A 13193-nucleotide genomic window follows, 5' to 3' on the forward strand; every position below is an offset into this window, starting at 1 on the left:
GCGCCGCGTGACCTCCTCCCCACGCGGCGCGTCCGTTCGTTCTGCCTGCGCCGATGCGATCCCCGAAACACGGGCTTCCCCCTGACGCCCGACCGCGCTAGGCACGCGCCATGACAGCGCCCGACACTCGCCCGACAATTCGCCTCAAGCCCAAGGCCGACGCCCGCGCCATCCGCCACGGGATGCCTTGGGTCTATGCCGATGACCTGGTCACCGACCGCCGCACCAAGGCGCTCGCCCCCGGCAGCCTCGCCGTGCTCGAAGATGCCGAGCGCGCGCCCCTGGCCCTCGCCACGATAACACCCGCATCGAAGATCATCGCCCGGGTGCTGGACGCCGACCCGCAGGCCGAGATCGACCAGGCCTGGTTTTCCACCCGCCTCGCCCGCGCCCTGGCGCTGCGCGAAACTCTCTATGACGCGCCGTTCTACCGCCTCGTCCATGCCGAGGGCGACGGGCTGCCCGGGCTGATCATCGACCGCTTCGGCGACACCTGCGTTCTGCAACCCAACGCTGCCTGGCTGGAGGCGCGGCTTGCCCCGCTCACCGCCGCGCTGCAAGAGGTCACCGGCGTTGCCCATGTTCTGAAATCCGCCTCGGGCCGCGCCCGCGCGCTCGAAGGACTCGACGATGCCAGCGGCCCGCTGGCTGGTGCCCCCCCCGCCCGGATTGCGGTGCCCATGACCGGGGCGACCTACATCGCCGACCTCGCCGGCGGCCAGAAAACCGGGCTCTTCTACGACCAGCGCCCCAACCACGCCTTCGCCGCCCGGTTCGCAAAGGGCGCGCGGGTGCTCGATGTCTTCTCCCATGTCGGCGGGTTTGCCCTGGCGGCGCTGGCCGCAGGGGCCCAGAGCGCGCTGGCCGTGGACGGCTCCGCCCCGGCGCTGGCCCTGGCCGAGGAAGGCGCCGCCGCCACCGGCGTGGCCGACCGCTTCGCCACCCGCAAATCCGACGCCTTCGCAGCACTTGAAACCCTCGCCACCGAGGGCGCGCAATTCGACCTGGTGATCTGCGACCCGCCCGCCTTTGCGCCCGCGAAATCCGCCCTGGGCCAGGGCCTGCGCGCCTACGAGCGTGTCGCGCGCCTCGCGGCTCCGCTTGTCGCACCGGGCGGCGCGCTGATGTTATGCTCCTGCTCCCACGCGGCCGAGCTTGCGAAATTCCGCGCCGCCTGCCTGCGCGGCGTCGGGCGCGCGGGCCGAGCAAGCCAGATCGTCTATACCGGCGGCGCAGGTCCCGACCACCCGCTGCATCCACAGCTGGGCGAGACCGGCTATCTCAAGACGCTGATGCTCCGCCTGCTGCCATGACCGAGCGGGTGCTGCTCGATGCCTGCGTGCTCTACCCGACCCTGCTGCGCGCGTTGCTGCTGAGCTGCGCCCGCGCAAGTCTCTTCACGCCCCTCTGGTCCCCGCGCATCCTCGCAGAGTGGTCCCACGCCGCCGCGCGCTCCGGCCCCGACGAGGCCGCCCTGGTGGCGGGCGAGATCGCCATCCTGCGCACCGCTTTCCCGGACGCCGAGATCACGCCCCCAAACACCCTCACCGACACCCTCAGCCTGCCCGACGCCGATGATCGCCACGTCCTCGCCGCCGCCCTGCACGGGAAGGCCGACGCGCTGCTGACCGCCAACCTCAAGGATTTTCCGACCCGCACGCTGACCCGTCACGGGTTGTTGCGGTACGAGCCCGACAGCTTCCTGTGCCACCTGCGCGCCGCACCGGGCACCGATGCGCTGCTCTTGCCACAGGTCCAGCGCGCCGCCGATGTCCTTGGCGTAACACCGCGCAGCGTGCTCAAACGCGCCCGCCTGCCCCGGCTCGGCAAGGCGCTCTTTCCCGGCTGACCCGCCGACGACCACGTCCTGCCTCCCTCAAGTCTTCAAATATCCGCGCCGCAGGCCGCCGGACCGCAAGTCCGGCCCCCGGCGACGTGCGCAGCACGGCGCAAAACCTCTCGGCTCGACATGTGCAGCACGGCGCAACACCTCTCGGCTCGACCTGCGCAGCACGGCGCGACACCTCAACCCGACAAATCGACGTCAGCCCGGCACGACCCAGCGCTTCTCCAGCGCCTCGATCGCCTTGATCCGCTCCTCGGTCTTGGGATGGCTCATCAGCCAGGCCGGCGCCTGCGCCCGCCCGGCCCCGGTGGTCAACCCCTCGAGCTTGCGAAACAGGGTCTTCTGCGGCTCCGTCCCGATCCCGGCCTTCACCAGCAGGGCCGAGGCATAGGCATCCGCCTCGTACTCGTCGCCCCGCGACAGCCGCGCCGCCAGAAGGCTCACCAGCATGTTCGCGATCGCCACGCCGACGAACGGGATGAACCGCCCCAGCACCGTGGCCAGCGCCACGCGGATCGCGTTCTGGCCGGAAAAATCGATCATCCGCCGCCTGGAATGCCCCAGTGCCACATGGCCCAGCTCGTGGGCGATGACCGAGGCCATCTCGGCCGCCGTCACCTCCCCGGTCTGGTACTTGCGGAAAAACCCCCGGGTGATGAAGATCCGCCCATCGGGTGCCGCCAGCCCGTTCACCGGATCCACTTCGTAGATGTTGACCTTGATCTGCTCGAGATCCAGCGCCTTGGCCATCCGGTCGGTCAACCGGCCCAACTCGCGGTCGCGCAACTCGGTGGAGCGCTTGTCCAACTCCCGCGCGGTGCGTTTCGCGCCGATCCAGTAGAGCCCGAGCCCCCAGGCCAGCGCCAAGAGAAGAGGTGTGAGTTTCAACATCACCTTGATATGGGGCGCAAGCGCTGCGCCACAAGAGCGTTACTGCACCGGCCCGACCCGGGCCGCGCGCCCGCCGCGCCGGGCAGGCTCGGGCGGCGCGTCCATCGCGGCGCGCAGAACGGCCGTCATCGGGTGGTCCGGCGCCTCCGCCCCGTAATGGGCCAGCAACACCGCGACCTCGTCGCGCGGATCGGCCGGCTTCTCCGCCCCCAGCGCCCAGTCGAGAAACACCGACCGGCAATCCCAGATCGTGATCCCCTCGATGCGGTACGCCTCGCGAATCAGGTTGCGCGGATCGAGACGATCAAGATCAGGGGGAGAGGTCATTGGGCCACCATGCGATACCAGTTCCCCTGCACATAGACGCCCCGCGCCGCGGCGCAACCCCGCAGGCTCACCCCTGCCAGCGCGTCAGCACCGCCACGATCACCTCGGCGGCCGCGTCCGCCCCCGCGGCCATGTCCGCGCGCAGGGTCTCCATGTCCGCCCGCCCGGTCTGGCGCAGCAGGAAGGCCTGCCCCCCCGCGCCCACCGCGTCGGGGTCCAGCGCCCCGTCGGTCAGCAACCGGACCGAGGTCTGCACCTGCCGCAACAGGGCAAGCTGCCCGGTCAGCACCGCCGCCTCCTCCGGGCCCAGGCATCCCGCCGCGACCCCGGCGGCCAGCTGCAACCGGGTATCGGCGCACTCGGCCCCCGACAACAAGGCCGCCGCCTGACCCAGAAGCTCGATATCCTGCAACCGCCCCGGGCCCTGCTTGGCCTCGAACGGGCGCTCGGCGGGCTTTGCGGCTTCCAGCCGCGCGCGCATGTCGGCCACATCGCGGGCGACCTCCGCCTGCCGCCCGGGCCCCTTGCTGCGCAGCAAGGCGCAGCGGAACGCCTCCAGATCCTCGGCGAGGGCCCCGGACTCCGGCCCCGCGCCGCCGATCACGCGCGCCCGCGTCAGGGCCAGATGCTCCCAGGTCCAGGCATCGCTCTCCTGGTAGCTCTGGAAGGCCGACCAGGAGGTCGCAACCGGCCCCTGCCGCCCCGACGGCCGCAGACGCATGTCGATCTCGTAAAGCCGCCCCTCGGCCATGGGCGCGGTCAGCGCCGTGATCATCGCCTTGGTCAGCTTGGCGTAATACGGCCCCGGCGCCAGCGGCCGCCGCCCCTCCGACGCCTCCACGCCCGCCCCGTCATAGACGACGATCGCATCGAGGTCCGACTGCGCCGTCAGCGTCCGCGCCCCAAGCGAGCCCATCCCCACGAACACCGCCCCGCGTCCCGGCGGGGGCCCGTGACGGCGCGACAACTCCGCGGCGACACGGGGCCACAGCACCGAGACCACCGTTTCGGCCAGGTCGGTGTATTGCTCCGCCGCCACCTGCGCATCGACCAAGCCGCGCAGGTGATGCACACCGACGCGGAAATGCCATTCCTTTTGCCAGCGCCGCGCGGCATCGAGTTGATGCTCGTAATCGTCCAGCGGCGCCAGCCGCGCCTCCAGTTCCGCCGCGAGGGCCGCCTCACCGGGCCAGTCCGCAAAGAACGGCCCCCCGATCACCGCGTCCAAGACCCCGGAATTGGCCGCAAGGTAGCGCGACAGCAAGGGCGCCGTGGCACAGATATCCACGATCAGGTCGATCAGGGACGGGTTCGCCTCGAACAGGGAGAACAGTTGAACTCCCGCAGGCAAACCCTTGATGAAGCTGTCGAAGTTCAGCAACGCCTCATCGGGCCGCGCGGCCCGCCCGAGCCGGGACAGGATCTCGGGGCGCAACCGGCCGAAAATCTCCAGAGCCCGGGTCGAGCGCAGCGCCGGGTAGCTGCGCCAACGCTCCATCACCTCCGCGGCCCCCTCGGGCACGGCCTCGGGCGGCGGGCTGGACGCGCTCCGCTCGGGCGCAAAGAACGGCTCGGTCAGGGCCGCGACCTCCGCCAGCCGGTCCTTGAGCTGTCGCCGCCAGCCGGCCACGTCGGCCTCCCCCGTCAGGCAGGCCAGACGCCGGAACCCGTCATCGTCCTTCGGCAGGGCATGGGTCTGGGCATCGGCGATCATCTGCACCCGGTGCTCCACCTCCCGGTGGGCCCGGTAATGATCGCTCAGCACCGCGGCATCCTCGGGCCGCACCCAGCCCTTCTCGGCCAGAACCGCCAACCCCGCCACCGTGCCGCGCACCCGCAGGTCCGGGTCCCGCCCGCCCGAAATGATCTGCCGGGTCTGGGTGAAAAACTCGATATCCCGGATGCCGCCCTTGCCCAGCTTCATGTCATGCCCCGGCAGGGACACCGGCCCATGCAGCCCCTTATGCGCCCGGATGCGCAGCCGCATGTCATGGGCATCCTCGATGGCGGCGAAATCCAGGTGCTTGCGCCAGATGAACGGGGTCAGCCGGGCCAGATACCCCGCCCCCGCCTCCAGATCGCCCACCGCCGGTCGCGCCTTGATATGCGCCGCGCGCTCCCAGGTGCGGCCGAGGGATTCGTAGTACCGCTCGGCGGCTTCCATGGCGATGCAGACCGGCGTGACCGACGGGTCCGGCCGCAATCGCAGATCCGTGCGGAAGACATAGCCATCGCCCGTCGGGTCCGACATGATCCCCACCGCCCGGCGCGTCGCCCGCACGAAGGCCGCCCGCGCCTCGCCGAACGCGTCCGGCGCGAACCGGTCCTGGTCGAAGAGACAGATCAGGTCGATATCGCTGGAATAGTTGAGCTCGAACGCCCCCATCTTCCCCATGGCGAGCATCACCATCCCCGCCGCCTCCGGCAGGTCGGCCTCGCCCTGGCCCGGCACCTTGCCCCGGCGCAACTCGGGCGCGAGGGCCGCGCGCAGGGCCGCGCCCATGGTCGCATCGGCAAACAGCGTCAGGTTCTCCGTCACCGCCTCCAGCGGCCAGACCCCGGCAAGATCGGCAAACCCCGCCAGCAGCGCGACACGCCGCTTGGCCACCCGCAACCCCGGCTTGATCTGGTCCGGCGCAATCTCCGGCACCTCAGCGAGGATCTGCGCAAACGCCGCCTCGGGATCCTCCAGCGCGGCGGCAAACCAGGCGGCCTCCTTGGCCAGCAACCCTTCGAGATAGGGGCTCGACCCCGCCATCCCCACCAACGCATCGCGCAAGGTCCCCGTGGCCTCGGGGCAATGGGCCGCGACCGCCGCCGCCCCCCGCTCTGGATCGAAGGGAAGCGGCAGGCGGGTCATGCGGGTCTCGAACGTCATGGCTGCACCCTGCGCCGCGCCGCAAACGCGGTCAAGAAGACGCTGTCGCGGCTCTCGCGCGCCATGCCATCCGGCTCACACCAAGGGGGGGTATGGTGGGTGATAAGAGATTCGAACTCCTGACATCTTCGATGTGAACGAAGCGCTCTACCACTGAGCTAATCACCCGTGCGAGTGCAGATAGCCAAGCCGTGCGCCGGGTTCAAGAAGAAATCCGCCCCCGATCCGGCGGTTCGCCCCCGCAACCCCCGCAAACCGCCGCCAAGCCGTTTGGATCCGCCCCCGCGGCCCCCATATCTGCATCGGCCCCCTGCCACAGGAGTTGCGCTCACACATGAAACAGTTTCTTTTCGCCGCCGCGACGGCGCTGGCCCTCGTCGCCGCACCGACCCTCGCCCTGTCCGAAACCGTCACCCCCATCGCCGAGCTGAAGCGTGGCACCATGGTCATGATGACCGGCGACGTTGCCCGCATCACCGACGAGGATGAATTCATCCTCGCCGACGCCACCGGACGCGTCCCGGTCTATGTGGGGCCGAATTTCGTGCCCGCCGCCGAGGGCGAGACTGTCACCGTCTGGGGCTGGGTCGACGACGACCTGTTCTCGAACGAGGTCTATGCCCGCCGGATCCAGCGTGCCGATGGCACCGTGATCGAGCTGCGCCAGGGGTACTGACGCACCCAAGCGCACCGCACGACAAAACGCCCCCCGGTTTCCCGGGGGGCGTTTTCTGTTCAAATACCGCGCAAGGCTCAGTGCGCCACCGCGCCCTGCCCTTCCTTCTCGGCCATCGCCTTCTGGGCGGCGGCGGCCTCCTCGGCCTCCTCGTCCCATTCGATGGGCTCCGGCTCCGAGACCAGCGCCACCTTGAGCACCTCGGACACGTGGCTGACGGGGATGATGGTCAACCCCTCTTTCACATTGTCCGGGATCTCCGGCAGGTCCTTCTCGTTCTCCGCCGGGATCAGCACGGTGGTGATCCCTCCGCGCAGGGCGGCAAGCAGCTTCTCCTTCAGCCCGCCGATGGGCAACACGTTGCCGCGCAGCGTCACCTCGCCGGTCATGGCGATATCGCGCTTCACCGGAATCTGCGTCAGAACCGACACGATCGAGGTCACCATGGCGATGCCCGCGCTCGGCCCGTCCTTCGGGGTCGCCCCCTCGGGCACGTGGACGTGGATGTCCCACTTGTCGAAACGCGGCGGCTTCACCCCGATCTGAGGACTGATGGAGCGCACGAAGGACGCCGCGGCGTCGATCGATTCCTTCATCACGTCGCCCAGCTTGCCGGTGGTCTTCATCCGACCCTTGCCCGGCAGGCGCAGCGCCTCGATGCTCAGCAGATCGCCCCCGACAGAGGTCCAGGCAAGGCCGGTCACGACCCCGATCTGGTCCTCTTCCTCGGCCAGCCCGTATTTGAACCGCTTGACGCCCAGCATGTCCTCCAGGCTCTCCGCGGTCACCTCGACCTTGTCCGCCTCTTTCCTGACGATCTTGGTCACGGCCTTCCGGGCCAGCTTGGCGATCTCACGCTCCAGGTTCCGAACCCCCGCCTCGCGGGTGTACCGGCGAATGATCTCCTGCAACGCCTCATCCGTCAGCGAGAACTCGTCCCTCTTCAGGCCGTGGTTCTTCACCTGCTTGGAAATCAGGTGCTGCTTGGCGATCTCGGCCTTCTCGTCCTCGGTATAGCCAGCCAGCGGAATGATCTCCATCCGGTCCAGAAGGGGCCCCGGCATGTTGTAGGAGTTCGCCGTGGTCAGGAACATCACGTTCGAGAGGTCATACTCCACCTCCAGGTAGTGATCCACGAAGGTCCCGTTCTGCTCGGGGTCGAGAACCTCCAGCATCGCGGACGCGGGATCGCCCCGGAAATCCTGCCCCATCTTGTCGATTTCATCGAGCAGGATGAGCGGATTGGTGGTCTTGGCCTTCTTCAGCGCCTGGATGATCTTGCCCGGCATCGACCCGATATAGGTCCGCCGGTGCCCGCGGATCTCCGACTCGTCGCGCACCCCACCCAGAGAGATCCGGATGAACTCGCGCCCCGTCGCCTTGGCCACGGATTTGCCCAGCGAGGTCTTGCCCACGCCCGGCGGGCCCACGAGGCACAGGATCGGCCCCTTGAGCTTCTTCGAGCGTTGCTGCACCGCCAGGTACTCGACGATCCGCTCCTTGACCTTCTCCAGCCCGTAATGATCGGTATCGAGGATCTTCTGCGCACGGCCCAGATCCTTCTTCACGCGGGATTTCGTCCCCCACGGGATCGACAGCATCCAGTCGAGATAGTTGCGCACAACCGTGGCCTCGGCGCTCATCGGGCTCATGTTCTTGAGCTTCTTGATCTCACCCTCGGCCTTCTCGCGGGCCTCCTTGCTCAGCTTGGTCTCGGCGATGCGGTTTTCAAGCTCGGCGACCTCGTTGGCCCCGTCCTCGCCATCGCCCAGCTCCTTCTGAATGGCCTTCATCTGCTCATTCAGGTAGTATTCGCGCTGGGTGCGCTCCATCTGGGACTTCACGCGGGACTTGATCTTCTTCTCGACCTGCAGAACGCTCATCTCGCCCTGCATCAGGCCATAAACCTTCTCCAGCCGCTCGGCGACGCTCAGGGTTTCCAGAAGCTCCTGCTTGCGACCCACCTCGATCCCGAGATGGCCGGACACCATGTCGGCCAGCTTGGCGGGCTCGGTGCTTTCGGCGACCGCCGCCAGCGCCTCTTCGGGGACGTTCTTCTTGATCTTGGCATAGCGCTCGAACTCGGCGCTCACCGACCCCACCAGCGCGCGCAGCGTGTCCGGGTCGCCCGCCTCTTCCTCCAGAAGCTCGGCATGGGCTTCGAAGAAGTCCTCGTTGTCGGTGTATTCCGTGATCGCCACGCGCTGGCGCCCTTCCACGAGGACCTTCACGGTCCCGTCGGGCAGCTTGAGCAGTTGCAGCACATTCGCCACAACGCCATAGGCAAAAATCCCTTCCGGCGTGGGATCGTCCACCGCCGGGTCGATCTGGCTCGACAGCAGGATCTGCTTGTCGTCCTTCATCACCTCTTCAAGCGCACGCACGGATTTCTCGCGCCCCACGAAGAGCGGGACGATCATGTGGGGGAAGACCACGATATCGCGCAGCGGCAGCACAGGGTAATACTGGTTGAGTGTCTCAGACATGCTCGGTCCTTGTGTTGGGCAGACGGCCCGGGTCCCGGTCGGCAACCATGGGCGTCTCCTGGTCAGGTTTTCTAAGGTGGGCGGCGCACGGACGGTTTTCAATGCCCGGCCCGTCGCACCCGCGGGGGCCGCTCCGGGCTCACGGCGGTGAGGACTCCATGACAACCGGGGCGATTTTGCCCGACAGGATGCACGCCCATATCGCGGGCCGCAAGCAGGTCCGGCCGATTTCACGACATTCTTCTGCATTTGGCGACAATTGCGGGCTATTGAACCCGAAAATCCGTCATTTTCGCCCCCTTCAGGACCGCGCTTGCCAGAAGCGCGCGAAAAGTGGCACTGTTAACTCATATTAATTTTGGAGTTGCCTACCATGTCGTTTCGTATTTGCGCCACGGCGCTGACCCTCGGCCTCGCGGCCCCGGCCTTCGCCGCCGTCACCCCCTATTCCGATTACAGTGACTTCGCCTCGCTCACGACCATTGGCGCCACCGGGTTCGACATCGACACTTCCCCGGATTTCTCTGCAAATACCGCAGTGGCGACAAACTTTGGCATCGGTTCCTCGGAAGAGGGCGTCAGAAGCGATCCGGGCGCTGCTCCCTTGGAGTTCATAGGACTAAACGCCTTCGAGGTCGGCATGACCTTCGGCAACGATCAGGTGGGCAGTGTTGGAGCCTCAGCGATTTTCGACGTCGTGCTCGAAGCCTATTCCGGCGCAACCCTGCTCGGCAGCGTGACCGTGACCTCGAACGGAAATGACCTGTCGGACCAGTTCATCGGATTCGGCACGATGACGGCCTTCGACCGGGTGGTTCTCGACTACAGCGCGCCGGCCGCTCCAACACTGGCCCGCTTCATTACCGAGGTCCGCTTCGGCCTCGACACGCCCGCGCCGATCCCCCTGCCCGCGGCGCTGCCGCTGTTGCTTCTGGGGCTGGGCGGTCTCGGGCTCGCGCGCGCACGCCGCCGCGCCTGACGCCAGAAACTGCGCTCCCGGCGGAAGATCTTTCGCCGGAGCCGCCCCGCACGCAACAAAACGCCGCACAGCGCCCCGCTCAGGTCACTTTCTTGGCCCTTTGTCGGTTGACGCCCCCCGATCCCCCCCCTAATGTCCCGCGCACGAACCGAGAGGAACAGCATAAATGCCCCGTATTGTCGTACTCGTAGAAAACAGGCGCATGGGCCGGTAACGGACACCCTTCCGATCCCCCGTGCGCCCCCGAAAACGACCGGGGGTTTTTTTATGCCCAACCGCAACGACCCGAGACAGAGACCCATGGCCGACACAACGGCCCGCGTGAAGCAAAGGATGACACGATGAGCACGCAGATGACCGGCGCACAGATGGTGGTTCAGGCCCTGAAGGATCAGGGTGTGGACACGGTATTCGGCTATCCGGGCGGGGCGGTTCTTCCGATCTATGACGAGATTTTCCAGCAGAACGAGATCAAGCACATCCTCGTGCGCCACGAACAGGCCGCGACCCACGCCGCCGAGGGCTATGCCCGCTCGACCGGCAAGCCGGGCGTGGTGCTCGTCACGTCGGGCCCCGGGGCCACCAACGCCGTGACCGGCATCACCGACGCGCTGATGGACAGCATCCCCATGGTCGTGCTCTCGGGCCAGGTGCCCACCTTCATGATCGGCAACGATGCCTTTCAGGAGGCCGATACCGTCGGCATCACCCGCCCCTGCACCAAGCATAACTGGCTGGTGAAGGAAACCGACCTGCTCGCCGACACCATCCACCAGGCCTTCCACGTGGCGACCTCGGGCCGCCCGGGCCCGGTGCTGGTGGACATCCCCAAGGACGTGCAGTTCGCCTCGGGCACATATGTCCCGCCCGCCAAGGCCGACACGCGCCACTACCAGCCCCGCGTCAAGGGCGACGTGGCCGCGATCACCGCCATGGTCGAGCTGATGGAAACCGCCGAGCGGCCGATTTTCTACACCGGCGGCGGCGTGATCAATTCCGGCCCGGCGGCGAGCCAACTGCTGCGCGAATTCGTGGCCGAAACCGGCTTTCCGATCACCTCGACCCTGATGGGTCTCGGGGCCTACCCGGCCTCGGGCGAGAACTGGATCGGCATGCTGGGCATGCACGGGCTCTACGAGGCCAACCTGGCCATGCACGGCTGCGACGTGATGATCAATATCGGGGCGCGCTTCGACGACCGGATCACCGGGCGCGTGGCCGATTTCTCCCCCGAATCCAAGAAGATCCATATCGACATTGATCCATCCTCGATCAACAAGGTGATCCGCACCGATGTGCCGATCATCGGCGACATCGCCCATGTGCTCGAAGACGCCCTGCGCATCTGGAAGGCCCGCGGCCGCAAGACCAACAAGGCCGCGGTGAAGGCCTGGTGGACCCAGATCGAGGAATGGCGCACCGTGCGCTGCCTGGACTTCAAGAACTCCGAGACCACGATCAAGCCGCAATACGCCATGCAGCGGCTGGAGGCCCTGACCAAGGACCACCCCAAGCGCTTCATCGCGACCGAGGTGGGCCAGCACCAGATGTGGGCCGCGCAGTATCTCGGCTTCGACGAGCCGAACCGGTGGATGACCTCCGGCGGGCTCGGGACCATGGGCTATGGCTTCCCGGCCTCCATCGGGGTGCAGGTCGCGCATCCGGACGCGCTCGTGATCAACGTGGCGGGCGAGGCATCCTGGCTGATGAACATGCAGGAAATGGGCACCGCGATCCAGTACATGCTGCCGGTCAAGCAGTTCATCCTGAACAACGAACGCCTCGGCATGGTCCGCCAGTGGCAGGAGTTGCTGCACGGCGAGCGCTACAGCCATTCGTGGTCCGATGCGCTGCCCGATTTCGTCAAGCTGGCCGAGGCCTTCGGGGCCAAGGGCATCCTTTGCAAGGACCCCAAGGATCTCGACGACGCGATCATGGAGATGCTGGAGTATGACGGCCCGGTGATCTTCGACTGTCTCGTGGAGAAACACGAGAACTGCTTCCCGATGATCCCGTCGGGCGCGCCGCATAACGAGATGCTGCTGGGCGAGGCGGACACGCAGGGCGCGATCGGCGCCAAGGGCGCGGTGCTGGTCTGATGCGGACCGGCCCGGCGCTGGCGGTGGCGGCCCTTTTCGGGGTCGCCGCCTGCGACACCGCCACAACTTCGGCCCCGGCGAACATCGCCACCGACCCCCGCACCCAGCAAGTGACGGTGGACGGCACCGACTTCCTGGTGCTGATCGACGGCGAGGTGGCCACGGCCACCAGCCTCGCGACCGGCACCCGCGACCGCGAGGCAATCCTCCGCGGCGCCCGCAGCGCCATGGAAAGCCAGACCGACTGCGCAATCACCGAACTCTTCAAGTTTCCCAATATCGACCGCTACCAGGCGCGGCTGGCCTGCTGACCGCCCCGCCCCGAGACACCGCGCCCCACGCGCCCCCAACACCGAAAGACGAAACCGATGTCGCCCCTGAAGATCGAACAAGGCTCCTCGAAACACTCCGCCTATGACCTGCGCTCCAATTTCGGGGACCACCAGGAAACCCACACCCTGGCCGTGGTCGTGGACAACGAGGCCGGCGTGCTCGCCCGCGTGATCGGGCTCTTCTCCGGGCGCGGCTACAATATCGAGAGCCTCACCGTGGCCGAGATCGACCACGAAGGTCACCGCTCCCGCATCACCATCGTGACCACCGGCACGCCCCAGGTGATCGAGCAGATCAAGGCGCAGCTGGCGCGCATGGTGCCTGTCCACGAAGTCCACGACCTGACCGTCGAGGGCGCCAGCGTCGAGCGCGAATTGGCCCTCTTCAAGGTCGCGGGCACCGGCGACAAGCGGATCGAGGCCCTGCGCCTGGCCGAGATCTTTCGCGCCAACGTGGTCGACAGCACCCTGCAGAGCTTCGTGTTCGAGATCACCGGCACCCCGGCCAAGATCGACGCCTTCGGTGAGCTGATGCGCCCGCTTGGCCTGACGGAGATCGCCCGCACCGGGGTTGCGGCCCTCTCGCGCGGCGCGGCCCTGCCGGAGTAGGCATCGCCCGCCGGATGTCGCTCTGAGGCCAGTCGCGTCGAAAACCCACGCGATACCGCCCCCTCCCCCC

The 13193-nt window shown here is 67.6% G+C and carries 11 protein-coding genes and 1 tRNA gene; 7 read left to right on the forward strand and 5 right to left on the reverse strand.

The genetic code is table 11. The features are described 5' to 3' along the window. Positions 1-110: 110 nt before the first annotated feature. Together DSHI_RS09015 and DSHI_RS09020 are read left to right on the forward strand one after the other, a co-directional pair. Positions 111-1313, forward strand: coding sequence for an RSP_2647 family RNA methyltransferase (locus DSHI_RS09015; RefSeq protein WP_012178443.1), 1203 nt, complete (start codon positions 111-113; stop codon positions 1311-1313). Further along, complete coding sequence (locus tag DSHI_RS09020) at positions 1310-1849, forward strand: RSP_2648 family PIN domain-containing protein (RefSeq protein WP_012178444.1); 540 nt, start codon at positions 1310-1312, stop codon at positions 1847-1849. The genes DSHI_RS09015 and DSHI_RS09020 overlap by 4 nt, the downstream gene beginning before the upstream one ends. 195 nt (positions 1850-2044) lie before the next feature. Here DSHI_RS09020 and DSHI_RS09025 read toward each other — a convergent pair whose 3' ends face one another. From DSHI_RS09025 to DSHI_RS09040, 4 genes are all read right to left on the reverse strand, one after another. Then, positions 2045-2737, reverse strand: a complete 693-nt coding sequence (locus DSHI_RS09025) for a M48 family metallopeptidase (RefSeq protein ID WP_012178445.1) — start codon at positions 2735-2737, stop codon at positions 2045-2047. Between the two features lie 39 nt (positions 2738-2776). Then, positions 2777-3064: a hypothetical protein gene (locus DSHI_RS09030; protein WP_012178446.1), complete on the reverse strand. Its 288-nt coding sequence runs from the start codon at positions 3062-3064 to the stop codon at positions 2777-2779. A 67-nt stretch (positions 3065-3131) separates the two neighbouring features. After that, entirely contained in the window at positions 3132-5942 is a 2811-nt protein-coding gene (locus DSHI_RS09035; RefSeq protein WP_012178447.1) for a bifunctional [glutamine synthetase] adenylyltransferase/[glutamine synthetase]-adenylyl-L-tyrosine phosphorylase, read from the reverse strand. A 93-nt stretch (positions 5943-6035) separates the two neighbouring features. Next, a tRNA-Val gene (locus DSHI_RS09040) sits at positions 6036-6110 on the reverse strand. A 166-nt stretch (positions 6111-6276) separates the two neighbouring features. Here DSHI_RS09040 and DSHI_RS09045 point away from each other — a divergent pair. Continuing rightward, positions 6277-6618 (forward strand): NirD/YgiW/YdeI family stress tolerance protein, encoded by a 342-nt coding sequence (locus tag DSHI_RS09045; RefSeq protein ID WP_012178448.1) that lies wholly within the window; start codon positions 6277-6279, stop codon positions 6616-6618. Positions 6619-6695: 77 nt separating this feature from the next. Here DSHI_RS09045 and lon read toward each other — a convergent pair whose 3' ends face one another. Next, positions 6696-9104 carry an endopeptidase La gene (gene lon / locus DSHI_RS09050; RefSeq protein ID WP_012178449.1) on the reverse strand — a complete coding sequence of 803 codons (2409 nt, stop codon included), beginning with the start codon at positions 9102-9104 and terminating at the stop codon, positions 6696-6698. A 373-nt stretch (positions 9105-9477) separates the two neighbouring features. Between lon and DSHI_RS09055 the strand changes: the two genes are divergently transcribed. The 4 genes from DSHI_RS09055 to ilvN all read left to right on the forward strand — a co-directional run bounded on the left by DSHI_RS09055 (position 9478) and on the right by ilvN (position 13123). Next, positions 9478-10083: a VPLPA-CTERM sorting domain-containing protein gene (locus tag DSHI_RS09055; protein ID WP_012178450.1), complete on the forward strand. Its 606-nt coding sequence runs from the start codon at positions 9478-9480 to the stop codon at positions 10081-10083. Positions 10084-10424: 341 nt separating this feature from the next. Beyond that, positions 10425-12182, forward strand: a complete 1758-nt coding sequence (locus tag DSHI_RS09060; protein WP_012178451.1) for an acetolactate synthase 3 large subunit — start codon at positions 10425-10427, stop codon at positions 12180-12182. Continuing rightward, positions 12182-12493 carry a hypothetical protein gene (locus tag DSHI_RS09065; RefSeq protein WP_012178452.1) on the forward strand — a complete coding sequence of 104 codons (312 nt, stop codon included), beginning with the start codon at positions 12182-12184 and terminating at the stop codon, positions 12491-12493. The genes DSHI_RS09060 and DSHI_RS09065 overlap by 1 nt, the downstream gene beginning before the upstream one ends. A gap of 57 nt (positions 12494-12550) precedes the next feature. Next, positions 12551-13123 (forward strand): acetolactate synthase small subunit, encoded by a 573-nt coding sequence (gene ilvN, locus DSHI_RS09070; RefSeq protein ID WP_012178453.1) that lies wholly within the window; start codon positions 12551-12553, stop codon positions 13121-13123. The last annotated feature ends 70 nt before the right edge of the window (positions 13124-13193 follow it).

The organism is Dinoroseobacter shibae DFL 12 = DSM 16493, assembly GCF_000018145.1.
Classification (GTDB): domain Bacteria; phylum Pseudomonadota; class Alphaproteobacteria; order Rhodobacterales; family Rhodobacteraceae; genus Dinoroseobacter; species Dinoroseobacter shibae.